The organism is Yersinia rohdei ATCC 43380 (genome assembly GCF_000173775.1).
Lineage (GTDB): Bacteria > Pseudomonadota > Gammaproteobacteria > Enterobacterales > Enterobacteriaceae > Yersinia > Yersinia rohdei.
In genome coordinates this window covers 1-26,005 of the sequence record NZ_ACCD01000042.1, presented here as the reverse complement: position 1 = coordinate 26,005, position 26,005 = coordinate 1, and the positions used below count along the sequence as shown (strand labels likewise).

Genomic DNA, 26,005 nt, shown 5'->3' with positions numbered 1-26,005 from the left:
ACTCAGGTTTACCTGCGTGGGCTTTTCTATTTTGCAACCGAAAAGTATCCCGCCCCTGCGTTGGTATATTTACATTAATAACTCGTTGAAAAGATACTCAGGAAATGAAGCTTAGAGAGCTAATCTATATTCTATGACACCTGGCTTCTCTGCTATCCAGTCATAAAGTCGCTGCGCTGTTAAATTTTTTTCCTGCGTATGCCAGTATAATCGCCCACATTGGCGCTCATTGGCCTTTTGTTGAACATACTCAATCAGATGTTTTCCTATATTTTTACCTCGGCTATTTTGGGCAACAAACAGATCCTCTAAATAGCAAAAATCATTTACAGACCAAGTTGAACCATGAAAAACATAGTGAACGAACCCGAGAATTACCTGCCCTTTTTTGGCTACGGCACAATACATGTCGCTATCTGTATTTAAAAAACGCTTCCATGTTTCAATTGTCGTCTCTTCAGACAACTCAACTTCATAGAAATGCTGATAATTCAACCAATAAGGTAACCATTTGGAGTAATCCTCTTCTTGTACCGGCACCACTGAGATTTTTAAATCTTCATCCATCATATCAATCACCTTATTAGAATTTCACAAATTTGGAGACGAAAGAGTAACCCTTGTAGTGGTATCATATAAGGTACGCTTTTTAAGTTTTTCATGGGTCCACTTTAATAATGAAAAAAAACGTCGCCAGCTTCCCAAGCTTATTGCTTAAAAAAGGGAAAATTAAAGAGCAGTTTTATTTGGCTATAAAAGAACTGATACTGAATGGTCAGCTTAAAGCAGGTAGAAAACTCCCCTCCAGCAGAACACTTTCTGAAATGATGTCTATTTCGAGAAACTCTATTTTATCTGGTTTAGAACGCCTCAGTGATGAAGGTTATCTCATCACAAAAAAAGGCTCCGGAACTTATGTCACCTCAACCATCCCTGATGAAGTGATTCAAATTAAATCTATATCACCTTACAAAAAAATTAGTAATGAAAATGGTGCCCCAAATATTAACCCTCATATGAAGGTGATAAAAAAAATATGGGATATGACCTCGCCATACTCCGGAAATAATATGAAATTTAATATTGGGATCGGTTGTATAGACTTATTCCCACATGAACTCTGGGGGCGACTGTTAGGGCGAGTCTGGCGTCAGTTTCGCCACCAAGACTGGAATCTCAATGAACCTTTGGGATATAAACCATTAAGGGTGGCCATTAGTGAATATGTTCGCACCACACGCGGTTTAAATTGCACTGATGAACAGATACTTATTGTCAATGGAACCCAACAAGCAATAAATCTTGCCGCGCAAGTTCTGTTGCAAAAAGGAGATGAAGTTTGGTTAGATGAACCGGGATATGATGGCGCTTTAGGTGCATTTACTGCCATGGGAGCCAAAATCTGCCCCGTCATCAGTGATGAAAATGGGATGGATATTTCCTATGCTATTAAGCACTGGCCCCATGCGAAAATGATTTTCACTTCACCATCACATCAATTTCCTCTTGGCGGTACATTAAGTTTATCCAGAAGAATTGCGCTACTTGACTGGGCATCTGAAAATAAAATGTGGATTTTCGAAGATGATTATAATAGTGAATTTAGATATAAAGCCCAGCCGATACAAGCGCTGCAAGGATTAGATAAACAACAGCGAGTTATATATGCTGGTTCATTCTCTAAAATGATGTTCCCTGGATTTCATTTAGGTTTTCTCGTCATTCCCGAAAGTCTCGTAGAGTCGTTTAAAATTGCCAAATATTATGCAGATACGCGTACATCTTATTTAGAACAAACGATACTTGCCACATTCATTGCTGAGGGGCATTATGCGCGTCACGTCAGGCGTGTCAGAAAAGCATGCCATGAACGCCAGCAGGTTATGATTGAAGCCATACAAATATATCTCCCAGAAATTATTCTCGCAGAACCTTCAGATTCAGGTATTCACATTGTTTGTTGGTTATCGGAAAAAATTCAGGAATCTTTTATTATTGAGCAATGTCGTAAAGCGGGTTTAGGTGCCCAACCCCTTTCACGATACTGCCAAATAAAACCAACAAATGGGGCCATCTTGTTAGGTTTTGCCGCACACTCTCCATTAGAGATCGTTGAAGGTATAAAGAAACTGGCTCAAATATTGACTCGCTAGTATCAATACCTGTGTAGGCATCTCAGTTTTAGTTCCACGCACTTTTTAAGATTCCGGGGGGTTCAGCAATCAACCGGTATGCTTTCGGTGTCAGGTTATTCAGCGATTCAGATGGGTGCTCGCGGTTATATTCATTGCTCCAGCATCCTATTAAAACGTTCAATAAACCTATTCTGCACCAGCTACCAGGGCAGGGTCATTCTCGCACAAATCTGTCAACAACACCGCGTTTGAGCAGACTTAAATGCCAATAATTATGATGACTGTTAACAACATTTGACAGATATAAATTTAAATACCAACTTATTTTCTCGGTTAGTATTACGGCCTACAATCAGAATAGAATAAATAAAATAAACCAATCGCTAGAAGTAAGAAAAATATCAATAGTTATAGAGCCCGACAACTAAAGTCACAACACTAATTAATTGATTTAATTAACTTTCTTTATCCTGATAAGGTTAGATTTAACGGTAAGAAATTTAAAAAAATATAAAAACCATTATTTTTAAATGCTAATGACGCTAACTTATTCATTCAACACCCGCCTTTGGCACTGAGCAGTGTAATCAGAGAAGCCAATTTAAAGAAGACCGCTTAAGAAACTAAGCGGGCTTTTTGCTATTTGATTATTTCGTATCTTAAGTTGGACAAATTACAGCGCATAAAAAATCAAAGCAGCAATACCACCAAATAATAGCCACTTGATTAGATAATAAATTCGTCGGTTCCAGGCTTTCAGCCGCTTCCCTATTTTGCGCACCGCATAGATATATTTAAATATCCTATTCACCCCCCCTGTTCTGTCACCTTCTTCATTCGGGGCCGTGGCGGCGGTCATCAGGTTGCGGCCTAACCAATGGTTAACCCACTGCGCCCAACGAGAGCGCATTGGTCGCTCAATATCGCAAAATAAAATAAGCCGGTTCTGCCCACTTTGGTTTTCCGCATAGTGAATATAGGTTTCATCAAACAATATTCCTTCACCATCGCGCCAGCTATAAGGAGTGCCATCAACATCTATAAAACAGCGATCGTCATTCGGGGTAATTAAACCCAAGTGATAACGCAGAGAACCCGCATAAGGGTCTCGGTGGCGAGGTAAACGGCTACCGTCCGGTAATTCGGCAAACATAGCAGCCTTTACCGAAGGCAACTCCCGTAATAATGAGGTGGTATAGGGGCACAATGTCATTGCAGATGGATGGCTGTCTTCATACCATTTCAAATAAAAACGCTTCCAACCCGTTTTAAAGAAAGAATTAAAACCAGCGTCATTGTATTTATCCGAGGCTTTTATTTGCTGGATATCCATTAACGCCTTTCCTTCCTCCCTGATTTTTAACCAATTATCACGCAAAACAGTCAGTTCAGGGAAAAGGTCTTGCTTGAGATAAGGCGTTGTTGGTACACGGGAAAATATGTACATGAAAACATTTATTGGTGAAACAAATGTTGAATGATCTGAGAGTTGACGCCAGAACTTATAACGAACTTTACCGCGAAAATGTACATAGGCTATGCACAAGATAAAAACCAATAGCACTATATATTTCATGATGTCCTATCAATAAATATGACTGGTAGCTAAATATTTAGTCTATCCCAATCAATTTTTCCAATTTAAAACGATGAAAACTTATTACTTGGACTGATTACATCAAGATTAGTAGGCTATAAAAGTTTGAACATCACTGTCGTTAAGTGTGAAGCTCCCCGTAAAACAGCGGCCCTTAGGGAAATGCTCACTTAATTCTCGCAATAACATTAATTCAAAATAGCCCGTATCCAACGAATAGCTCAACAAACGGGCCTCAAGAAAATCAAAATAGCGGCCCAATTGTGGAAACACGGCTTTAAACAAGCTTTCTTTAGCCGAAAAAGCCAAGGTTAACAATTGGTTAAAAGGTAATTGGCCATCTTGAAAAGAGTGATATTCCTCTTCAGTGAGAATACCCGGCCACAGATTTTTGGCTCTTTCAACCGAAATAAGGCTTTCGATATCCAGACCAACTCCATGAGTGCCGTAGTTCGCCTCTGAAGATTCCATTACCGGTGTTACTCTTTGCGCGGTACATAAAGCCCGTTGGTTATTATGGCTAATGCTGCCGATTAATCCGGTTGGCCACTGTGGTGCGCGGTCTATACCACTAATTAATGGGTAATCACGTACCTCCAGCATATTCAGTACTTGTCGGGCAACAAAGCGCCCCGCCAGATATTCAGCACGCCGTTTAGCAACCGCTTTATGTAAACTACCGGGAAACGCAATGCCGTAAACAGCAAATAGCTCATCCCGATATTCATTGACATCAAAATCACATTTAGCCAAAAGCCCATGAAACAGTGGCTGCTCATTCAACCCGCTGGCGGGTAATGCAGCAAAGGTAAAGTTACGGATAAATACCGACGTCACGCGCTATCCTAATCATATTGATTCGTAGGCTGTTATAGTAGTTGTTAACTCGCCACCCGACAATGTTAACCCCCTCATTTTTGCCCGTAAAAGTTATCAACCTCTCGTTATTTCACATTGCATATTCGTAGAAGTTCGCAATTAATTGTAATTCTGTGCCCTATCACACTAACAATGAAATGTGACTTCACAATTATTGAAACGCAGTTCCTGACATTTCTTTTTCTGTGATAATGGTCAATTTAATAGCAATTATAAACCGCTAGTTTGAATGCGCTGGGGATAAGGAAATGCCCCTTTTATATATGTTGATATAACGATTTTACTATTAGAAATGATGCCTTTTTATCTATTTTTCATGCCAACGGTAACTAAAATTGCAGGTAAGCACCTAACAATAAAGCAATTTTAATTAACAAAGGTATAGTGACCTCTGGAGATAACTAAATGACATTCCCTAAGCCTTTGCCAACATTATGCCTGGCTATTTCTGCCATCTTATTTAGCCAAATAGCATCAGCACAACAAATTAAAGCCGCCGATGTTCATCCCAAAGATTACCCCAATGTTGTTGCTGTTAAAAACATGGGCGACAAACTCAAGACTGTTACTGATGGCCGTCTGGAAATTAAAACTTTCCCAGGTGGGGTGTTGGGTGATGAAAAACAAATGATAGAACAGGCTCAAATGGGAGCTATTGATATTATTCGTGTCTCTATGACACCCGTTGCCTCTATTCTGCCGGAAATCAGTGTCTTTACCCTGCCTTATATGTTCCGTGATGAAGATCACTTACATAAAGTCATTGATGGCCAAATTGGTAAAGAAATCGGGGATAAAATCACTAACAATAAAGATTCAAAATTAGTATTCCTTGGCTGGATGGATGCCGGAACCCGAAATCTGATAACCAAACAGCCGGTGGTTAAATCAGAAGACCTTCAAGGAATGAAAATCCGTGTTCAGGGCAGCCCAATTGCACTGGCTACGCTAAAAGCCATGGGGGCTAATTCACTGAGTATGGGGGTAAGTGAAGTATTCAGCGGCATGCAAACTGGGGTTATTGACGGTACCGAAAATAACGAACCAACTTTTGTGGCCCATAATTATCTCCCGGTGGTTAAAAACTATACCTTGAGTGGGCATTTTATTATTCCCGAACTGTTCCTTTATTCTAAAGCTAAGTGGGATAAATTAACGCCAGAGGATCAACAAACTATTCTCAAGCTGGCTAAAGAAGCACAAGCAGAGCAACGCGTATTATGGCAAGCCTATGTGCAGCAATCACATGACAAAATGAAAGCCGGTGGCGTGCAATATCATGAGATTGACCATGATTATTATTACAAAGCGACTCAACCAGTACGCGATGAGTTTGGTAAAGACTATAAAGACCTTATTGAGCGGATTAGCGCTGTCCAATAATACTCTTCTGACGGTGTTAATTTTTTAATACCGCGAATATCGATACTCAACTTCTTTGATGTTGCAGCAAAACAATTAAACCGCTGCAACACCAAGGACAAAGGGTAAACTGAGGTTTCCACTATGGCTCGCTTTTATCTATCGACGATGGATGCATTATATCGCCTGTCAATCTGGGTAGCTGGTATTGCTTTAATGATTATGGTTGCAGTTATCCCTATTGGAATATTTGCCCGTTATGTTCAAAACGACGGTTTATCCTGGCCCGAACCTGTCGCTATTTTATGTATGGTAACTTTTACCTTTGTAGGCGCGGCGGCCAGTTTTCGCTCCGGTTCACATATTGCGGTCAGCATGGTTACCGACCGTTTATCTCCTGCTGGACAAAAAGTCTGCCTCTTCTTGGTTGATTTGCTAATGATAGTAATAAGCCTATTTATCTTGGTTTATAGCTACATTTTGTGCAGCGAACTTTGGTCACAACCGGTGGCTGAGTTCCCATTACTGACAGCCGGACAAACTTATATTCCTCTGCCTATCGGCTCTGCGATTACCTTGTGTTTTATTATCGAGCGCTTATTTTTTGGCCCACAGACCCACCGCCCGGTAGTAATGATCGGCAATTCATAATTTGGGGAACTTTGCCTTATGGACGCATTTATTTTAGTTTTTACCCTGGCAATTTTGTTGGCTATTGGCGTGCCGGTTGCTTATGCGGTGGGTTTAAGTGCCATTGCCGGCGCATTTTGGATTGATTTACCACTGGAAGCCGTGATGATTCAAATCACCAGCGGCGTAAATAAATTTTCGCTGTTGGCTATTCCGTTCTTTATTCTCGCCGGAGCCATTATGGCCGAAGGGGGTATTGCGCGGCGGCTGGTTAATTTTGCCTATATCTTCGTCGGCTTTATTCGCGGCGGATTGTCACTGGTCAATATTGTCGCCTCAACCTTCTTTGGTGCAATTTCAGGTTCATCAGTAGCAGATACCGCTTCTATTGGTTCGGTGATGATCCCGGAAATGGATAAAAAGGGCTATCCACGTGACTTTGCCGCAGCAGTGACCGCCAGTGGTTCAGTGCAGGCGATATTGACGCCACCTAGCCATAATTCGGTGATTTACTCACTGGCAACGGGCGGCACGGTTTCAATAGCGGCTCTGTTTATTGCCGGGATTTTGCCGGGTTTACTGCTCAGTTTTACCTTGATGTTAATGTGTGTCGGCTTTGCCTATAAACGCGGTTATCCGAAAGGTGAACGAGTGCCATTCCGCCAGGCACTTAAAATCTTTCTCGATACTCTGTGGGGGCTGATGACGGTGGTCATCATCATGGGCGGGATCCTTTCCGGGATATTTACTGCCACTGAATCCGCTGCTATTGCCTGTTTATGGTCGTTTTTTGTCACTATGTTTATTTATCGTGATTATAAATGGTCAGAATTACCCAAGTTGATGTACCGCACGGTAAAAACCGTCACTATCGTTATGATTTTAATCGGTTTTGCAGCCAGTTTCGGTGCCATCATGACCTATATGCAATTACCAGAACGTATCACTGAGTTCTTTACCTCTGTTTCTGATAACAAATACGTCATTTTGATGTGCATTAATATCATGCTGCTGCTGGTTGGCACCTTGATGGACATGGCCCCGCTGATTTTGATCCTGACCCCGGTTCTGATGCCGGTCACTAATTCACTCGGGATTGATCCGGTGCATTTCGGCATGATTATGTTGATTAACCTCGGTATTGGGCTGATTACGCCGCCGGTGGGTTCAGTGTTGTTTGTTGCCAGTGCGGTGAGTAAACAGAAAATTGAGCAGGTGGTGAAAGCCATGCTGCCCTTCTACGGCGCGCTATTACTGGTATTAATGTTGGTAACTTATATACCAGAGATTTCTCTGTGGTTGCCGAGGTTATTTGGCGTTTATAACGGTTAATTATTTTACCTTACTGCGTCGGGCTGCTGCTGGCCCGACGCAAATAAAGTTAAAGAATATAAATCAATACCATAGGCTCATAATTGGCCACCCCACCAGCAATAGCATACTAATGTAAAACACCCCCATAATGCCGCCCAGCCGCCAATAATCTTTCGATTTCACATAACCGCAGCCATAGATAATCACCCCAGGGCCGGTGGCATAAGGGGTCAAAACCCCCATAATCCCAATGGACAACACCAGCAGCATGGATAAATGTTCCATAGGTACGCCACTCAACCCCTTACCTACCGCCAATATGACTGGCAGCATGGTCGCGGTATGGGCCGACAAGCTAGCGAACAAATAGTGAGAAAAATAAAAGACCAGCACCAATGCCACCACGGTCATATTCGGTGAAAAACCATCAAGGTGGGTGCTCATGGTGTTGGCAAACCAATCAATAAAACCGGAGCGAGTCAGACCATTGGCCATCACAACTAACGTGGCCAGATTGACTAACGTGTTCCAGGCGCTGGAATATTTGGTGATATCTCTCCATGACACCACGTGCAGCGCCAACATCAGAGAAACTGCCAGCAATCCCACGGCGGTGGCATCAATAAATTTGCCACCAAATACCCACAGGCACAAACTCAGCAATACTAAGCCAATTAGAGTGGTTTCTTTACGTGTCAGCGCGCCCATTTCAGACAGTGCTGTTTGCGCCCACGCCGACACTTCATCACTTTTGGTCACGCCGGGTTTATACAGCACATAAGAAAGCCAAGGCGCGACAATCAGTAAGATTAAACCCACCGGCAAGAATGCCATGAACCACTGCATCCAGCCGATATTAACCCCAGCGATTTTATTCACAAACTCAATACCGAGCACATTGGGAGCCGCGCCGGTAACAAACATTGAGGAACTGATACTGGTGCCAATCACCATCATCCACATCAGATAACCGCCAATGCGCCGTGACGAAGGGTCATTGGGATATGAATCAAACAGCGGCGGTAGATTTTTCACCACCGGGAATACCGTGCCGCCGGTGCGGGCAGTATTTGAGGGGGTAAAAGGTGCCAGCATAATATCAATAATAACAATGGCATAACCCAGCATCAGAGTGCTTTTTCCCATGAACTTCACCATGAACAGGGCAATACGTCGCCCCAGCCCGGTGGCCTCATAGCCCAGCGCGAAGATAAAGACCCCGAAAACCAGCCAAACAGTCGTACTGGAGAATCCTGCCAGCCCCCATTTGAGCGACTCTTTGCTGCCATTAAAGCTGGCATCGGCCACTTCGGCGGCACTAAATAGCACCCAGTCAGAACTCAGCACACAGATGGTTACGGCGATAAAGCTTATCGCCGTGGCGGGAATGGGTTCCAAAATCATCCCGACAATCATGGCGACGAAAATCGCAAAATAGCGCCAGGCTTGAGGTGGCATTCCTTCTGGGGTTGGGATCAACAGCAACACAACCAACACCACAAAAGGCGCGAGTGCTTTCCATAATTTCTCTTGCGACTTCAACATAATGTGACTCCTGGAAACCCAATAGGCTGCACATGGCAGATTGATGGCATTGGGTGAGGTAGAGGATGAGGAAAATGTGCCAGAAACCAGGTGAGGATCAGCAGGTCAGCACTGCCGCCTGGGCTAAGGTTGCGGGCGATACATTGGCTGTCAAACACTCGCACCCGCCACTGGCTAAGAGGCTCTCGCATCCCCGCCGCTGGGAGTGAAGCCAGAATCTCTGACGCCTGTTGTTGTAACCATTGCAGCCCCGCCATACCGCCACGGGAAACCACATTGGTATCTCGGTTGACGGACATCAAAATCAGCAAGGTTTGTAATAAGGCGTGGTCAGGTTGCGCGCCATCAGCTAATAAGCGCTGGTACGCGGGTAAAGCATGGTTCAGCACAGTAGCAAACCCCGATTCCGCCTCACCTCTGGCTCCGGTCAGGCCATGCTGAGAGAACAATCGCTGGCCGGCAGTTTGTTGCTGATTGGATTGGCGCAGTTCGCGTTCAGTCAGACCGCAACATAAACTGGCCACCTCCTGACAAACGCCCTGAGCACTGATAGGCTCGGCACGAGCGTGTAAACGCCCGAGAGCACAGCACAGCAATCCCAAAGAAAAAACGCTGCCTTTATGGGTGTTTACGCCGCCGGTGGCATTAAACATGCTGTTTTCACACGCCAGCCCTAGCGGTCGCAAGCAGTTGAGTGCCGCCTGCCCCGCTAGATGGCTATGCTGGGTGCCGTGGGCAATAAACCGAGGTAACCAGGGCGCAATCGCCTCGGCGCTATGGTAAAAATCGCCCAGTGTCATATCCTGATGTGCGCCACAGTTAGCGCAGTCCACCAAGCCGGGTTTCGGGGTCAAGTTGACTTCCGCCAGCATCGCCCGGTAAGCCAATGCGCCATAGCATTGGGCAAAGTCTGACAGTGGCGAAAAATCAGTGCGTTGCAGTTGTGGCATTGAGCATCAACTCCATTTGAGCCAATAATTCGTCAATACTGTGGGTTTGCGCCCGGGCGCAGACATTGGCCGGGCGGTGGCACAATAAACAACGACGGGGTGCCAGCCCTACATCGCGGCGCGATAAGATTCGCCCCGAAACATCCAGCACATCGATATCCCATAACCGGCCCTGCGGGTGCTTTAGCTCCAGCAACAGCGCGGCATCCTTTACTTGTTCTGCTGGCCGGTCGAGGGCAATTAGCCCTTCACAACCGGTCGGGAGAGGGAAAGCTTCTTGCTGCAACACCGGCCAATGATGTTGCAGGCAAAGTTCGGCAATCGCCTGCCACGCCAATGCAAACAATTTACGAGTCAATGGGTTATCTTTCACTGCACCCGGCGTCACCAACGTCAGTGAGATTAATGTGACTTGGTGGCGCGCTAGCCAAAGGTGTTGCCGGCTCTGACGAGATTCACGGCTGGTCAGCAATTCCGGCAAACTGATGGGCCGGTTAGCTGCCAATGCGGGGGAGAAGCTATTCATCTGCTACTCCTGTATCTGATGAACAACATCAATGACCGAACCGTCGCGGTAACGCACCACCGCCACCACGCGGTCAGTAAATGTGATGGGTTTGGGCTCGCCGGTTAATATCAGCGCCCGCTGATAGAGCCAATCAATGGTCACCACCGATAACCCTGCTTGCTGCAAACGTTCTGCCAGTTCTGGTCGTGCTGGGTTGACGGCAATGCCGTGATCGGTCACTAAAATGTCCACACTGGAACCCGGCGTGACACAGGTTGTCACTTCCCTGACCAAAGTGGGGATCCGCCCCCGAACCAATGGTGCGACAATAATCGACAACCGCGCCGCAACAGCGGTGTCGCAATGGCCACCTGACGCGCCGCGCAATACGCCATCCGAGCCCGTCAGGACATTGACGTTAAAATCGGTGTCAATTTCCAATGCACTGAGCACCACCACATCCAACCATTCAACTGATGCGCCTTTCGAGCTGAAATTGGCATATTGATTAGCACTGATTTCAATGTGAGCCGGGTTACGCGCCAACGAGGAAGCCGCCTGTCGGTCAAAACTTTGCACATCCAGCAGCTTGGTTATCAGCCCTTTTTCATGCAGCTCCACCATCGTCGAGGTAATACCACCAAGGGCAAATGCGGCGGTGATATTGCGCCGTAACATTTTGTCCTCCAGGAAACGGGTCACGGCCAGCGACGCCCCGCCGGTTCCGGTCTGTAAAGAAAACCCATCGACAAAATAGCCAGAGCCAGCAATCACATCTGCTGCTCGGCGCGCTATGAGCAACTCGCGGGGATTGGTAGTCATACGGGTGGTATCTGCGCCAATCTTGTCGGCATCGCCCACATGTTCAACCTGAACAATCCAGTCCACCTGATCCTGAGTAATGCTGGCGGGGTGGTGCGGGTAAGTAACCAGCGCTTCGGTCAGCAGCACCACCGTATGGGCATATTCGGCATCCACTCGGGCATATCCCAGCGAACCACAGCACGCATTGCCACTGAAACCATTGGCATTGCCGAACGCATCACAGGCCGGCACGCCAATAAAGGCGACATCAATAGTCAGCTCGCCGGATTCAATTAAATTAACGCGGCCACCGTGGGAATGAACCTGAACCGGCTTGGCCAGTAACCCGCGCGACACTTCCTCGGCCAGTGGCCCACGCAGCCCGGAGGTGTAAATTTCGCTCACTACCCCATTGCGGATATGCTCAACCAGCGGCGCGTGGCAGTCGCTAAGAGAGCTGGAAGCCAAACGCAGATTTTTGAACCCCATAGCCGCAATGCAATTCATCACCAGATTCAGGGTTAAATCCCCGGCACGAAAAGCATGGTGGAAGGAGATTGTCATGCCGTCTTGCAACCCAGACCGGCGGATAACACTTTCCAAAGAATCACAAATTTTGATGTTACGGGGCTTCTGCGCCTGTAAATTTGCTTTCGAGGTGTTTTGATACAGCTGATAAGCCGGGTTGTTATCCTGACTCCGAGTTAAGCTGGCGACGCGTTGTTGCCTATTCATTTTTTATTCCTCACGCAAGCCACTGGCCGCACGTTGTAAAACCAACCGCGCCCGCTCAATAACCGGGCTGTCCACCATTTTACCGTTCAGGGAAACCACCCCTCGCCCTTCGGCCTCTGCCGCTGCGGCGGCGTCCACCACGGCTTGAGCATGGCGAACTTCTTTTTGGGTCGGGGCATAAAGGTTGTGCAGCAGTTCGATTTGGCGCGGATTGATTAAGGATTTGCCATCAAAACCCAACTGTTTAATCAGGGCGGCCTCTTGCAAAAAACCGGCTTCGTTATTGGCATCGGAGTACACGGTGTCGAAGGCTTGAATGCCCACCGCACGGGCGGCTTGCAAAATTGCACAGCGCGCATACAGCAGCTCAATGCCCTCGGGTGAGCGCTCGGTGCGCAAGTTGCGGACATAATCCTCCGCTCCCAGCGCCATCCCCATTAAACGCGGAGATGCTTGTGCAATGGCCAGCGCTTGTGTAATTCCCTGCGCCGACTCAATTGCTGCTAACAAGCCGGTGCTCCCCACTTCACGGCCACATTCCGACTCAATTCGGCTGATTTCTCGTGCCATATCAGTGACATCTTTCGCGCTATCGGTTTTGGGTAAGCGAACAATATCGGCCCCGCCGCGCACCACCGCGTCCAAATCCGCCAAGCCATAAGCAGAATCCAATGCATTGACGCGCACGATGGTTTCCACTTCCTGATAAAGCGGATGTTGTAAGGCGTGATAGACCAAGCGGCGCGCGGCGTCTTTCTCGCGCAGGATGACCGAGTCCTCTAGGTCAAACATCAACGCATCGGCCTGATAAATAAAAGCATTGCTGAGCATTGCGGCATTGGCACCGGGAACAAACAACATGCTGCGGCGCATTCTGTTTTTCATTTCGGGTTTCACAACATAGCTCTCCATGGCAGAATTTTTTCATCACAGGCCCTGAGTAGCGCGGTTTCCAACCGAGCCTGTAACACGCAATCCAGTGCGCCTTTATCGTCAATAATCAGTTGCACCCCAGTGACCCGGTACTGCTCCAGCAATGCCAAGACGCTGTAACGAATCGCCTCACCAAACTGCTTATCCACACTGCTATGAATTTGCAGGTCTATTTCCGGTGGGTTTAATGGCGCAATTCGCACCATGACATCGCTCGACTCCAATGTTCCGGCGACGGCCTCTCTCATAATTTTCATGTTTCACCTGATTAACTTGTCTTCAAATTCGTGGTCGCGGACATAGGCGTCAGTCCTCTCTTGCGCCCGGCTTTATCGGCTGAGGTTAATCAACTAAAGCAGGGCTGAACTCTTTGCTGAAATCACATTTTTCTCTGCACTCGCCGCTTTGGGTGCACGTTGGGCGAGCAACCGCTGTAGATAGTGGTAGGTCGCGGTCGGGACTAATTTGCGCAGAGTTTCACCCTCTCCTTGCACCAATAATTTGCGTACCCAAGAGGCAGAAATGGCGGTGCCGTGATATTTAAGGCGCTCGATTTCCACCAGCGAAATAGCGGGATATGGCAATGAGGGTGTTTCCAGCCAGAAACTCATGTCGTGGTTATATTTGGCAGTCACAGCACAAAATGGCTCGGTACCGACAAAACGGTGAGTGACGCCCAGTGCCGGGGCCAGATATTGGCGGAATATTTTCAGGTCGATTTCGGTATAGCAGTCATCTGCCACGCCCTGATCTTTAATGAAATAACAGGGGAAAGTGGCGCGAGAAATCATATATTCCGAACCGGGATGCACCTTGAGATTAGTAATGTCTTTTGTGCCATCGAGAACTAATTGCAGCCGGTCTTCATAAGGAAAACGTGAATTATCTTCTTTCACTAAAAACAGATGTAACCAATCGCACTGCGCCGCAGCTTGTCGCACTAAATATTGGTGTCCACGGGTAAAAGGGTTGGCATTCATTATGATGCTGCCAATTTTTTCCCCTGGTTGACGTAATTGGCTCAATTGTTTGGCATAGCGCTGCAAGCGGCAGTCACTGTTTTCCATTAGCACCACAATACCGGGGACACTGGCTATCGGATAAAAGCCACAGGCTTTAAATAAATTCTCATTTTTTGTCTTGGTATAAATAAACAGATGGCTGTGATGCCGCTCATAAGCCAAATTAACCAACTCCGTTGCCAATATTAGAGCAAGCCCTTCCCCCCTAACTTGCTCACTTATCGCCACACATTTGATAATATTGCCAGCAATGCCACCACAGGCCACGAGCTTCTCATTAAGGTTTACGGTAATAAACACCTCGACGGTGGTATCTATATTCAGATCATTCTCCCGCAAGAAACCGGTTATTTCTGCAATCTTCTGATGGTCTGAACGATTAACCCTATTAAATACCGCATCCATAATTCACTCTCTGCCATAACGTTTACATAACAAATAAAGAACAAACGGGGTGTAATAAAAAAACAATAAATGTTATTTTAACTTTAAATAAAAATAATCATTGAAAACAAAGCTATAAAATAAGTCATAAATAGCTTTGTTTTATTTTTAATTATTTAATGAGCACATGCTAAACATAAAAATAGCGAGATTAATTGACCTATTTCACATATAAGAGAGTAAATGTAATTTATTTAATGGTTTTAATTACTTTAATTATTAATATATATTTTTATTTCGCTTAGCTATTTAATTATTACTTAAATTAACTTATGTTAACGCTTATGTTTCTACTATCCCAGATTAAGGTGAGTAGCGTGTCGAGTTCTTGCGCATCAGACAAAATAAAATGGCGCGGCCAAATTTGGCATCGATTGCAAAATATGGCCTTTCCGCTGCGCATATTTCTCCTGCTTTTAACCGTCTCAATTTTATTGATTGGTGCGCTGGATCGCTTCTTAAGCCATAACTTTGAGCAATATTTACTGGATCAGGTCAGTAAAACTGCCATGAATCAGGCCAAAATTATCGCGTCAATGGACTCGGTGGTAAATGCCGTGAAACATCGTGATAAAGCCCAATTGGCACACATTGTCGGCCGGCTGGGTAATTCGTCCGATCTTGACTACCTGGTAATAGGCGACACACAGTCAATTCGCCTGTATCACCCGAACCCGAAAATGATTGGCCAGCCAATGCAATGGACTAAACCCGGCGCACTGGAAAAAGGCGAGAGCTATATTATCTTTGGTAAAGGGTCAATAGGTGAGGCCATGCGCGCCAAAACCCCCATCCGCGATGAACAAGGAAATATTATCGGGGTGGTTTCTCTGGGTTACCTTATTAGCAAAATCGACCATTGGCGGCTAATTTACCTTCTTCCCCTCACCCACTCGTTTATTATGGTGCTCGGCGTATTGCTGTTGCTGTCATGGCTGTTTGCCCATCATATTCGCCGCCAAATGATGGGGATGGAACCCAAAGAGATTGCCCGAGTATTGCGCCAGCAAGAAGCGCTGTTTGGCGCAGTATTTGAGGGGCTACTTGCCGTCGATCCTGAGGGAAAGATCACTGCAATCAATCAAAATGCGCGTAAAATGTTGCATATATCCGCGACACCCCAGCAGTTGATTGGCCGAAAAGTCAGTGAGGTGGTTTCTCCTGACCATTTCTTTATCGATAACACCGGTGATAACCGCCAGGATGAGCTTTGCACCTTTAATGGCCTGAATGCCATTGCTAATCGTGCTGGTATCTGGTCGGAAGATAATGTATTTCAAGGTTGGGTGGTGAGTTTTCGCAGTCAGGATGATATTCATACTCTCAGCGCCCAACTCAGTCAGATTAAGCAATATGTCGAAAACCTGCGCACGGTGCGTCATGAGCATCTGAATTGGATGTCAACGATGAGCGGGTTGTTGCAGATGAAAGAGTTTGACCGGGCACTGGAGATGGTAAAAACCGAGTCCTCTTCCCATCAGGCGCTAATAGATATGCTGCGTACCGCATTTAATAACCGGCAAATTGCGGCGTTACTATTTGGCAAATACCATCGCGCCCGTGAGTTGGGACTGAATTTGGCCTTTGTCCCCGGATGTCAGTTAGCCCATTTACCCGCCAATATTGGCGAAAATGAACTGGCGGCCATTATCGGCAACTTGCTGGATAATGCCTTTGAAGCCAGTTTGAAAAATCCAGACAGCAATAAGCAGATTGAAATTTACCTGTCGGATGAAGGCGATAATGTGATTTTAGAGGTCGCCGACCACGGCTGCGGGATTGACCCACAATATCAAGACAATATGTTCGAGCGCGGGGTCAGTTCCAAAAATTCCGATGAACACGGTATCGGCCTGTATCTGGTCGCAACCTATGTTCAGCAAAGTGGCGGCACCATTACGGTAGAAAATAATCCGCCGCGCGGCACCTTGTTTACAGTTTTTATTCCGAAGACGGAGAGATCCCATGGAATGGCTTAATATTTTAGTGGTAGAAGACGAAACACCACTGGCAGAAATGCATGCCGAATTTATCAAACAAAGTCGTTATTGCCAGGAAGTCTGGCTGGCAGGTAATTTACAACAAGCCCGCAGTATGGTGGCGCGCTTTCACCCGGATGTCATCTTGCTGGATAACTATCTGCCCGATGGCAGTGGGTTGGAATTATTACGAGAAATTACCTTACAGGGGTTTTCTGGGGGGATTATTTTTGTCACCGCCGCCAGCGACAGTGAAACCGTATCAGAAGCTATCCGTTATGGGGTGTTTGATTACCTGATAAAACCTGTCGCTTATGAGCGGCTGGAGCAGTCATTGGCTCGCTATAGCCATCGCCATCAAGTCTTGCAAGATGCCACCAAGGTGAGTCAGCGCCAAATAGATGAAATGTATAATACTTATGCCCGGGGCGAGCAGAAACTGACCCTGCCGCTGGGAATTGACCAAATGACACTGGATAAAATCCAAACATTATTCAGTGGCAATGCCGATCAGTACACCGCCGAGACTGTCGCCCAAGTGCTGGGGTTAAGCCGCACCACGGCACGGCGTTATTTAGAATTCTGCGCGGCCAGTCACGCCTTACAAGCAGAAATTATTTATGGCAAAGTCGGGCGGCCGCAACGTATTTATCGCAGCAAAAAAATGCCGTAGTCACCACCAACACTCACTTTTCTGCGCCACTGCCACCCAGTGTGGCGCAGGCTGTGGCAGTAACAACTGCCTATTTCTTAGGCGAAAGTTTCCTCTCTATGTTAAGCCTATAACATTTCTGATAACAATTATTGCCACGCTAATGATTGATGCGCATCATGCATATCTGGGTTTCGCGATAATGAAAAATCATGATTAACGTTGCATTGATAGATGACCATATTGTCGTCCGCTCTGGTTTTGCACAGCTGTTATCACTGGAAAAAGATATTACTATTATTGGCGAATATGGCTCGGCGGCAGAGGCCTGGGCTAATCTGCCCAATATTGAGGTAGATGTCGCCGTCATGGACATCTCAATGCCAGATGAAAGTGGATTAAGTCTGCTAAAGCGCCTGCGCCAAAAATCGCCAAACTTCCGCGCCATTATTCTGAGTATTTATGACACCACGGCGTTTGTGCAAAGCGCGATGGATGCCGGCGCCAGTGGCTACCTGACTAAACGCTGTGGCCCGGAGGAATTAGTACAAGCGCTGCGCACCGTCAGTGGTGGCGGCCTTTATCTGTGTGCCGATGCCCTGCGCGCACTGCGCCATATGCCACAGCAACCGCAACAATTGGCGGTACTGACACCACGAGAAAAAGAGGTTTTCCAATTACTTATCAATGGAATAAGTGTGAAATCCATTGCCGAGCAATTGTTTCTCAGCCATAAAACCGTGCATGTGCATCGGGCCAATATTCTGAGCAAACTGCATTGCGAAACCACCGTCGAGCTGGTGCATTTTGCCCTACAGCATCAGTTGCTGGCAGGTAACTGATGTGGCAACCGCGCGCCATTGGGCTGTCACTGTTTCTGACTATTTTCTTTGCTTTGAGTTGGCTCGCACTCTGGACTATCAGTTTTTACCTAAGTGATGATGGGCTGCACGCCGTGTTGCTATTGCCCCAAGGTTTGCGACTGGCGTTGATGATTTTGCTGCCCCGGCGCTATTGGCCCATCTTATTGCTGACAGAATGTGCCGCTTTGTGGTGGCTGCACAGCGAAGAGTTGCAACCCAACGCTTTGATTCTGTTCTCTCCTTTATTGAGTTTACTCATCGCCTGGCTGGCCCAGCGCTATTGGCATAATTACACCCTATACTGGCAACGGCTGTTATTACTGCTTACCGCCGTCACTGGCAACAGCGTGCTACACGGGCTGCTGCTGGGCTACTGGCTGCCCCTGCCAATAACCCACACTCTGCTTGCCACCTTTACCGGCGGTATTTTGTTGGTGCCGTTTACTTATCTGATTTATGAATATTTAAAACAGCAGCATATCCGCAATTTATTTTCTCAACAGATGCCAGACCCGCCGCTGCGCACTTCGCTATTGATTTGGTGCGCCCTGATTTTTGCTATTGGCGTTTGTATACAAGTTGCGATTGCCCCCAATATGGAGCGGCTGTTGCTGATTTTTGTCTTCCTGCCCAATGTCTTTATGGCCTACAAATTTGGTTGGCAAGGCGGGGTGCTGGCGGCAGTACTCGGGAGCCTGATGATAACGGTAACCCGTCAAGCCAGTGGTGCCTTTCATGATCTGGCCGAATTAGAGCTGTTTCTTTCTACTCAAGCCTTACTGGGCCTGACTTTGGGAATTGCCATTAGTCGCCAGCAACAACTGGCGCAGCACCTGCACCGCTATCGCAATCAGTTAGAGCAAGAGCTGCAAACCCGCCGCAAGCTAATGAAACGGTTAGTGCACACCGAGGAAGATGTCCGCAAAGACATTGCCCGCGAACTGCATGATGAAATTGGTCAAAATATCACTGCCATTCAAATTCAGGCGATGCTGGTGAACCGCAGTGCGCCATCACCCGCCGCGCAATCCGCAGCCAATCAGATAAGCAGTTTGTCACAACGCATTCACCAAACCACTCGCCAGTTATTACGCCAATTGCGCCCGCCCGTGTTGGACGAAATGCCCTTGGACCAAGCGCTGCAGCACCTGGCCGAAGAGTTTGCTTTTGCCGAGCAAGGGATTCACTTCCAACTGGATTACACCTTGCCACCCACCCCCGGTGAGGATGTGGTGATATTTACCCTCTACCGGCTGGTACAGGAGTTGCTCAATAACATTAATAAGCATGCCAACGCCCGCAATATCCAGGTCAGCCTGCATCTAACTGACAATATCATCACGTTGGAGGTGCGCGATGACGGCATGGGGATCCCCGCGCAACCCACGGGTGGTATGGGCCTGCGGGGCATTGAAGAACGGGTGCGCGCGCTGGGTGGTGATTGGTTATTGCAACGCCGCCTAGGGACACGCGTGGTGGTCAATCTGCCCACCCATGTTCGCACCAGCGACTCTGTGAACCTGCCCACAGAATAGGATCAAAAGGCCTCATAATTAGGAGTTTTTCCTAAGCATCTACAACCTTATCTCATCTCTTTTCCCTTTATCTTCCATACACTCGATTCTATTACCGGAGGAATTTATGCCTGCATCGCCCCTGTCGTCGAGGACGTTACCGCCAGAGACTTTGACGCCAGAACAGGTGAATGCGCGCTATCGCTACTGGCGACCGCGCCTGATGGTGGCCATGGTGGTGGGCTACGCCGCCTTTTATCTGACACGCAAAAGTGTCAATTACGCCATGCCAGTGTTGCAACTGGAACTGGGTTTAGATAAAGGCGATATCGGCTTATTGGGCACCTTGTTTTATCTGGCCTACGGCGGCTCTAAATTTGTTTCCGGCATTGTCAGTGACCGCACACAAGCCCGCTGGATAATGGGCATCGGTTTGATGATGACCGGGGTGCTCAATGTGGTGTTTACCCTGTGTCACTCCCTGCCCGCCTTATTGGTGGTCTGGACACTGAATGGTTTCTTTCAGGGATGGGGCTGGCCACCTTGTGCCAAATTGCTCACGACTTGGTATTCACGCAATGAACGCGGCAGTTGGTGGGGCTGCTGGAATATTTCTATCAGCATTGGTGGTGCGGCGGTTCCACTGTTGTCAGCATTTCTGGCCTCACACTATGGTTGGCAGGCCGCCCTGCTGGTTCCGGGTGCCATCGGTATCATTTTAGGTATTTGGTTATGCTGGCAATTATGCGACAAACCGCAAGAGCAAGGGCTACCCACCATTGGCCAATGGCGGCGCGACCCACAAGATAAATGGCAGGAGCAGCAAAGCCCGCCAATGCCGATGGGGCGTATTTTTCGCGATGCTATTTTGCGCAACCGCACCATCTGGCTGCTGGGGGTTTCTTATGTGCTGGTGTATTTGATCCGCATCGCCCTCAACGATTGGGGCAATATTTGGCTGGCAGAGAGCCACGGCGTCAATTTGTTTAGTGCCAATGCCACCTTATCGCTGTTTGAATTAGGGGGATTATTTGGCGCGTTATTTGCCGGTTGGGGCTCTGATTTACTGTTTCGCGGGCAACGCGCCCCCATGATTTTGTTATTCGCACTGGGGCTATTTTTGAGCATGACCGCCCTGTGGTTGGCACCGGTACATAACTATCCGCTGCTATCAGTGACCTTTTTCAGTATCGGTTTTTTTATCTTCGGCCCACAGATGCTTATTGGCCTGGCGGCGACCGAATATACCCATAAAGATGCCGCGGGTACGGTGACCGGGTTTCTCGGATTATTTGCCTATCTGGGTGCCGCACTTGCCGGATGGCCACTGGCGCAAGTGTTGCAACATTATGGCTGGCAAGGTTTTTTTGCCCTGCTCACACTGGCTGCGGCCTGTATAGGATTACTGTTGATGCCGCTACTGATGACTGGCGTCAATAGATTAGGGTTTGAATCTGTGGGGAAGCGATTTATCCCTACCGACCAAAGTAAGACCTGACGTGTTCGGCAAGTAAAGTAAGTAATACCTCTCTCCTACAATTATCGTCATAAAACTACAGCTCTGTTTACCCCCAATTCGGGTAACACAAAGCATAAAAAGGATAATGTTATGAAACTTGCACCACTCTCTGTACTGATTGCCGCGGGCCTCGCACTGAGCGCCTTCACCACTGTCGCCAAAGCGGAAGGCCGATTGGTGATTTATTGCAGCGCCACCAATGCGATGTGTGAAGAGGAAGCCAAAGCCTTCGGTGAAAAATACGATGTGAAAACCAGCTTTATCCGTAATGGCTCCGGCAGCACACTGGCTAAAGTGGATGCAGAGAAAAAGAACCCGCAGGCGGATGTCTGGTATGGCGGCACACTGGATCCGCAGTCTCAGGCCGGCGAAATGGACTTACTTTATGCTTATCAGTCACCTAATTTAGACCAAATCATGCCGCAATTCCGTGACCCGGCAAAACGCAAAGGTAACTATTCATCTGCGGTATATATCGGCATTTTGGGCATAGGGGTCAATACTGATCGCCTGAAAGAAAAAGGCCTGCCAGAACCCAAATGCTGGAAAGACCTGACCGACCCCGTTTACAAAGGTGAAATCCAGATTGCCGATCCGCAAAGCTCTGGCACTGCTTATACCGCGCTGGCGACTTTCTCACAATTGTGGGGAGAGGATGCCGCCTTCGATTACCTGAAAAAACTGAATGCCAACGTGTCGCAATACACCAAATCCGGCATCGCCCCAGCCCGTAACGCCGCCCGTGGCGAAACCACCATCGGCATTGGCTTCCTGCACGACTATTCGCTGGAAAAAGAGAAAGGCGCGCCACTAAAACTGATTTCACCTTGTGAAGGTTCTGGCTATGAAATTGGCGGTGTCAGCATCCTGAAAGGTGCCCGCAATCTGGATAATGCCAAATTATTCGTTGACTGGGTGCTGTCAAAAGACGCGCAAGAACTGGCATGGCAGAAAGGCCAGTCCTACCAGATCCTGACCAATACCACCGCGGCAACCTCGCCTAACTCACTCAAGCTTGATGAGCTGAAGCTGATTAATTACGACATGGACACTTACGGTGCCACCGAAATGCGTAAAAAGCTGATAACCAAGTGGGTTAATGACGTCAAAATGGGTCAATAAAAACCCAGTATAACGACTAAAACTTTTCTATTATTTCTATACCTAAAATCCTTGGTGTTGCCGCTGACATGGCTGCAATACCAAGGGCACCGGGTATCTAGGGAACACCATGACACAAACTCTGCGGCTCCCGCAGACACGGGATGCCATTTTTTATTGGTTGGCATTTGCCGTGGCTGCTTTTGCCTTATTACCCGCGTTCAGCCTGGATTACGGCCTACTTGAAGCGAGTCGTTCTGAGCTGCTGGCTGCCTATGGTTGGTCTGACCTGAATATCAGTACCTTATGGTTTGCCTTGCCATTAGTGTTGCTGTTTCGCCCGCTCACTCCCCAGGGGCGTGAGCATCGTGCCCGCCATTTATTTGATGCCGGTTACGCCCTGTTCTGCGCCCTGTTTGTAGTAATAAGCTCAGCCTGGCTACAGCATGGCTTGGGATTTGCCACCATCGGGCTATTTATTGCCTTGGGCGCCATCATCACACTGGCACTAGCACGCCTTGAATGGCTGGGTGGCGACCGTTTTGTTCTCGGTTCGCTGGTCACCATTATTGCCCTGATCACCGTTTTCATCTTGTTCCCCAGCATCGCTATTTTTATTCCGGTATTTACCGATGAGCATGGCGGTTTTGCGCCGTGGCAATTTATGGCGATCCTCGGGCAGGCGCATATCCTGCAAGTTATCTGGAATTCATTCTTGTTGTCGGTGGCGGTCGGGATTGGTTGTACTTTCTTCGGCATGGTACTGGCGATTTACACCACGCGGATTGCCAAACGTTCGGCATTATTGGGCCGGATTTTCTCCATCTTACCTATCGTCACCCCGCCTTTTGTTGTTGGGTTGGGTGTCACCTTGATGATGGGCCGCTCCGGTTATGTAACCGAGTTAATGGTCACCTGGTTTGGGTTAACCAACACTAACTGGCTATATGGCTTTACCGGTATTTGGCTGGCGCAGGTTTTGGCCTTTACGCCAATGTCATTTATGATCCTCGACGGCGCAATAAAAACCATTCACCCGTCGCTGGAAGAAGCCTCTTACACCTTACGTGCCAGCCGCTGGCAGACCTTCATGCAAGTCTTCCTGCCATTGCTAAAACCGGCGCTGGCTAACTCATTTTTGATAGTCATAGTGCAATCGCTGGCCGATTTCAGTAATCCACTGGTATTGGGCGGCAACTTTGACGTGCTTGCCACACAAATTTACTTCTATATTACTGGCGCACAGCTTGATTACCCGGCAGCCTCGACACTGGGTGTTATCTTGCTCATGTTCTCGCTGTTTATCTTCTGTATTCAATATATGTGGATAGGCAAACGCTCCTACGTCACCATCTCTGGGAAATCCACCCGGGGTGATGTCCAGCCATTACCGGTTTCACTGGTATGGGGCACCACGGCCATGTTGTATGTGTGGATTGCGTTTAACCTGTTGCTCTACGGCAGCATTTTCTACGGCAGCTTCACCGTCAACTGGGGCGTCGACTACACCCTGACATTGAATAACTTTAACCAGTTATTTGGCCAAGGTTTCAGTGACGGTGCCTGGCCTTCGCTGCTCGATACCCTGTTGTATGCCGGTATTGCCGCACCCATCACCGCAGCCTTTGGTTTGCTGATTGCCTATATCGTGGTACGCCAGCAATTTAGAGGTAAAAAAACCATCGAATTCAGCACCATGCTGTGCTTCGCCGTGCCCGGTACCGTAGCCGGTGTCTCTTATATTTTGGCATTTAACAGTGCGCCGGTGTACCTGACCGGGACGGCGGCCATCGTTATTATCTCGATGGTGATGCGCAATGTGCCCGTTGGGATACGCGCCGGGATTGCGGGGCTGGGGCAGTTAGATAAATCACTGGATGAGGCCTCACTGAGCTTGCGGGCTGGGTCTTTGCGCACCGTGATTTACATTTTACTGCCATTACTGCGCCCTGCGATTTTGTCGGCTCTTATCTACAGTTTTGTGCGCGCCATGACCACCGTCAGTGCCATTGTCTTCTTGGTCACACCTGACACCCGCGTCGCGACCTCTTACATCCTTAATCGGGTGGAAGATGGCGAATACGGCATCGCGATTGCTTATGGGTCAATTCTGATTGTGGTGATGCTCGCCATCATCTTCCTGTTTGATTATCTGGTTGGCGAAGCGCGTATTGCCCGCTCGAAATCCAGTAATGCCCAATAATGGCGCACTGATAAGGCTAAATACTATGTCTAATAAAAACCTTGTGTCTAATAAAAACCTTGTGGCTAATGAAAACCTTGTGGCTAATGAAAACCTTGGGTCTGATAAAAAACATTTTGTTGAACTCAAGCATGTGACTAAGCGCTTTGGCACCAATACTGTGATTGACGACTTAAATTTGGCAATCCCTAAAGGAGAAATGGTGACCTTGCTGGGGCCATCCGGTTGTGGCAAAACCACGGTGTTGCGGCTGGTGGCCGGGTTAGAAAAACCCAGCGGCGGGCAAATATTTATCGACGGCGAGGATGTAACGGACAGATCTATCCAACAGCGCGATATTTGTATGGTGTTTCAGTCCTATGCCCTCTTCCCACATATGTCGCTCGGCGAAAATATTGGCTATGGTTTGAAAATGCTGGGTCGCCCGAAGGCAGAAATTCGTGAACGCGTGCAGGAAGCCCTGGCGCTAGTGGATTTAGACGGGTTTGCAGACCGCTTTGTCGATCAAATCTCGGGGGGGCAACAGCAGCGAGTGGCATTAGCCAGGGCGCTCATTCTAAAACCCAAAGTGCTGCTGTTTGATGAGCCGCTCAGTAATCTGGATGCCAACTTGCGCCGCAGTATGCGGGATAAAATTCGTGAACTGCAGCAGCAATTTAATATCACCTCACTGTATGTTACCCATGACCAAAGTGAAGCCTTTGCTGTCTCTGATACTGTCCTGGTCATGAATAAAGGCAAAATAATGCAGATTGGCGCGCCACAAGAATTATACCGCCAGCCCGCTTCTCACTTTATGGCCAGTTTTATGGGAGATGCCAACGTATTCCCCGCGCAAATCAACAGTGACCATGTTGAAATCTTGGGTTATCGCATCCCGCGACCACAGGGTTTTGCCGCAGGACTGCAACAATCGACGGTTGGCGTGCGGCCAGAGGCCATTACCCTAAGTCAACAAGGGGAACCGAGCCAACGCTGCACCATAAATAAAGTGGCTTATATGGGGCCGCAATATGAAGTTCTGGTGGATTGGCAGGGGCAATCATTGTTGCTCCAAGTGAATGCCACACAGCTACAACCCGCGCCGGGTGATAGCTATTATCTGCAAATTCACCCTTATGGCATGTTTGTCCTGGCTGATACGCCACAATAAACACCCCGGCGAGCAGTAAAGATGCACTGCTGCTCGCCGTTTTAGCGGATACCCACTTATTTATCGCGTAAATATTAAGCTAAAAACCAAAATTCTCAATAAGTTGCACAAAGTGTAGGCAAACAATCTAAATTTACTGTTTCCTCTTTGACATGTTCCTCAT

The 26,005-nt window shown here is 47.6% G+C and carries 22 protein-coding genes; 12 read left to right on the top strand and 10 right to left on the bottom strand.

The window, feature by feature from the left end; all coding sequences use genetic code 11:
* Nucleotides 1-111: 111 nt before the first annotated feature.
* Nucleotides 112-570, bottom strand: a complete 459-nt coding sequence (locus YROHD0001_RS01130; RefSeq protein ID WP_032818285.1) for a GNAT family N-acetyltransferase — start codon at nt 568-570, stop codon at nt 112-114.
* 107 nt (nt 571-677) lie between these two features.
* Here YROHD0001_RS01130 and pdxR point away from each other — a divergent pair, with 107 nt between their 5' ends.
* On the top strand, nt 678-2,153 hold the full coding sequence (pdxR, locus tag YROHD0001_RS01135) for a MocR-like pyridoxine biosynthesis transcription factor PdxR (RefSeq protein ID WP_004716662.1): 1,476 nt from the start codon (nt 678-680) through the stop codon (nt 2,151-2,153).
* 655 nt (nt 2,154-2,808) lie between these two features.
* Here the strand turns inward: pdxR and lpxO are convergent.
* On the bottom strand, nt 2,809-3,711 hold the full coding sequence (gene lpxO / locus YROHD0001_RS01140; RefSeq protein WP_032818282.1) for a lipid A hydroxylase LpxO: 903 nt from the start codon (nt 3,709-3,711) through the stop codon (nt 2,809-2,811).
* Nucleotides 3,712-3,819: 108 nt separating this feature from the next.
* Nucleotides 3,820-4,569 carry a 4'-phosphopantetheinyl transferase family protein gene (locus tag YROHD0001_RS01145; protein ID WP_004716660.1) on the bottom strand — a complete coding sequence of 250 codons (750 nt, stop codon included), beginning with the start codon at nt 4,567-4,569 and terminating at the stop codon, nt 3,820-3,822.
* Nucleotides 4,570-5,016: 447 nt separating this feature from the next.
* On the opposite strand from YROHD0001_RS01145, the gene YROHD0001_RS01150 reads away from it, so the two are divergent.
* The 3 genes from YROHD0001_RS01150 (at nt 5,017) to YROHD0001_RS01160 (ending at nt 7,935) form a co-directional block, all read left to right on the top strand.
* Complete coding sequence (locus tag YROHD0001_RS01150) at nt 5,017-5,994, top strand: TRAP transporter substrate-binding protein (RefSeq protein ID WP_004716659.1); 978 nt, start codon at nt 5,017-5,019, stop codon at nt 5,992-5,994.
* A 123-nt stretch (nt 5,995-6,117) separates the two neighbouring features.
* A complete protein-coding gene (locus YROHD0001_RS01155) occupies nt 6,118-6,624 on the top strand; it encodes a TRAP transporter small permease (protein ID WP_032818279.1) in 507 nt (168 codons plus the stop codon).
* 18 nt (nt 6,625-6,642) lie between these two features.
* The gene (locus tag YROHD0001_RS01160) at nt 6,643-7,935 is read left to right on the top strand and encodes a TRAP transporter large permease (protein ID WP_004716657.1); all 1,293 of its coding nucleotides are present in this window, start codon (nt 6,643-6,645) and stop codon (nt 7,933-7,935) included.
* 63 nt (nt 7,936-7,998) lie between these two features.
* Here YROHD0001_RS01160 and YROHD0001_RS01165 read toward each other — a convergent pair whose 3' ends face one another.
* The 7 genes from YROHD0001_RS01165 to citC form a co-directional block, all read right to left on the bottom strand.
* Nucleotides 7,999-9,462: an anion permease gene (locus tag YROHD0001_RS01165; RefSeq protein WP_032818276.1), complete on the bottom strand. Its 1,464-nt coding sequence runs from the start codon at nt 9,460-9,462 to the stop codon at nt 7,999-8,001.
* A complete protein-coding gene (gene citG / locus YROHD0001_RS01170; protein WP_032818274.1) occupies nt 9,456-10,412 on the bottom strand; it encodes a triphosphoribosyl-dephospho-CoA synthase CitG in 957 nt (318 codons plus the stop codon). Before citG ends, YROHD0001_RS01165 begins: the two co-directional genes overlap by 7 nt.
* Entirely contained in the window at nt 10,390-10,938 is a 549-nt protein-coding gene (gene citX, locus YROHD0001_RS01175; protein ID WP_004716654.1) for a citrate lyase holo-[acyl-carrier protein] synthase, read from the bottom strand. The genes citG and citX overlap by 23 nt, the downstream gene beginning before the upstream one ends.
* Nucleotides 10,939-10,941: 3 nt before the next feature.
* On the bottom strand, nt 10,942-12,459 hold the full coding sequence (gene citF / locus YROHD0001_RS01180; protein ID WP_004716653.1) for a citrate lyase subunit alpha: 1,518 nt from the start codon (nt 12,457-12,459) through the stop codon (nt 10,942-10,944).
* A 3-nt stretch (nt 12,460-12,462) separates the two neighbouring features.
* Nucleotides 12,463-13,344 (bottom strand): citrate (pro-3S)-lyase subunit beta, encoded by an 882-nt coding sequence (gene citE, locus YROHD0001_RS01185; protein WP_004716652.1) that lies wholly within the window; start codon nt 13,342-13,344, stop codon nt 12,463-12,465.
* An 8-nt stretch (nt 13,345-13,352) separates the two neighbouring features.
* Complete coding sequence (gene citD / locus YROHD0001_RS01190) at nt 13,353-13,649, bottom strand: citrate lyase acyl carrier protein (RefSeq protein WP_004716651.1); 297 nt, start codon at nt 13,647-13,649, stop codon at nt 13,353-13,355.
* A 93-nt stretch (nt 13,650-13,742) separates the two neighbouring features.
* Entirely contained in the window at nt 13,743-14,819 is a 1,077-nt protein-coding gene (gene citC / locus YROHD0001_RS01195; protein ID WP_004716650.1) for a [citrate (pro-3S)-lyase] ligase, read from the bottom strand.
* Nucleotides 14,820-15,142: 323 nt separating this feature from the next.
* Here citC and dpiB point away from each other — a divergent pair, with 323 nt between their 5' ends.
* From dpiB to fbpC, 8 genes are all read left to right on the top strand, one after another.
* Complete coding sequence (dpiB, locus tag YROHD0001_RS01200; RefSeq protein ID WP_071817908.1) at nt 15,143-16,837, top strand: sensor histidine kinase DpiB; 1,695 nt, start codon at nt 15,143-15,145, stop codon at nt 16,835-16,837.
* Entirely contained in the window at nt 16,824-17,510 is a 687-nt protein-coding gene (gene dpiA / locus YROHD0001_RS01205; protein ID WP_032818269.1) for a two-component response regulator DpiA, read from the top strand. Before dpiB ends, dpiA begins: the two co-directional genes overlap by 14 nt.
* Before the next feature lie 191 nt (nt 17,511-17,701).
* Nucleotides 17,702-18,331, top strand: a complete 630-nt coding sequence (locus tag YROHD0001_RS0118810; RefSeq protein WP_032818268.1) for a response regulator transcription factor — start codon at nt 17,702-17,704, stop codon at nt 18,329-18,331.
* Nucleotides 18,331-19,887 carry an MASE1 domain-containing sensor histidine kinase gene (locus tag YROHD0001_RS01210; protein WP_004716647.1) on the top strand — a complete coding sequence of 519 codons (1,557 nt, stop codon included), beginning with the start codon at nt 18,331-18,333 and terminating at the stop codon, nt 19,885-19,887. The genes YROHD0001_RS0118810 and YROHD0001_RS01210 overlap by 1 nt, the downstream gene beginning before the upstream one ends.
* Before the next feature lie 106 nt (nt 19,888-19,993).
* Nucleotides 19,994-21,364, top strand: coding sequence for an MFS transporter family glucose-6-phosphate receptor UhpC (gene uhpC / locus YROHD0001_RS01215; protein WP_032818265.1), 1,371 nt, complete (start codon nt 19,994-19,996; stop codon nt 21,362-21,364).
* A 111-nt stretch (nt 21,365-21,475) separates the two neighbouring features.
* Complete coding sequence (locus YROHD0001_RS01220) at nt 21,476-22,507, top strand: ABC transporter substrate-binding protein (RefSeq protein WP_004716645.1); 1,032 nt, start codon at nt 21,476-21,478, stop codon at nt 22,505-22,507.
* A gap of 109 nt (nt 22,508-22,616) precedes the next feature.
* Nucleotides 22,617-24,689, top strand: a complete 2,073-nt coding sequence (locus YROHD0001_RS01225; RefSeq protein WP_004716644.1) for an ABC transporter permease — start codon at nt 22,617-22,619, stop codon at nt 24,687-24,689.
* 79 nt (nt 24,690-24,768) lie between these two features.
* A complete protein-coding gene (gene fbpC / locus YROHD0001_RS01230; RefSeq protein ID WP_004716643.1) occupies nt 24,769-25,842 on the top strand; it encodes a ferric ABC transporter ATP-binding protein in 1,074 nt (357 codons plus the stop codon).
* Nucleotides 25,843-26,005 lie beyond the last annotated feature (163 nt).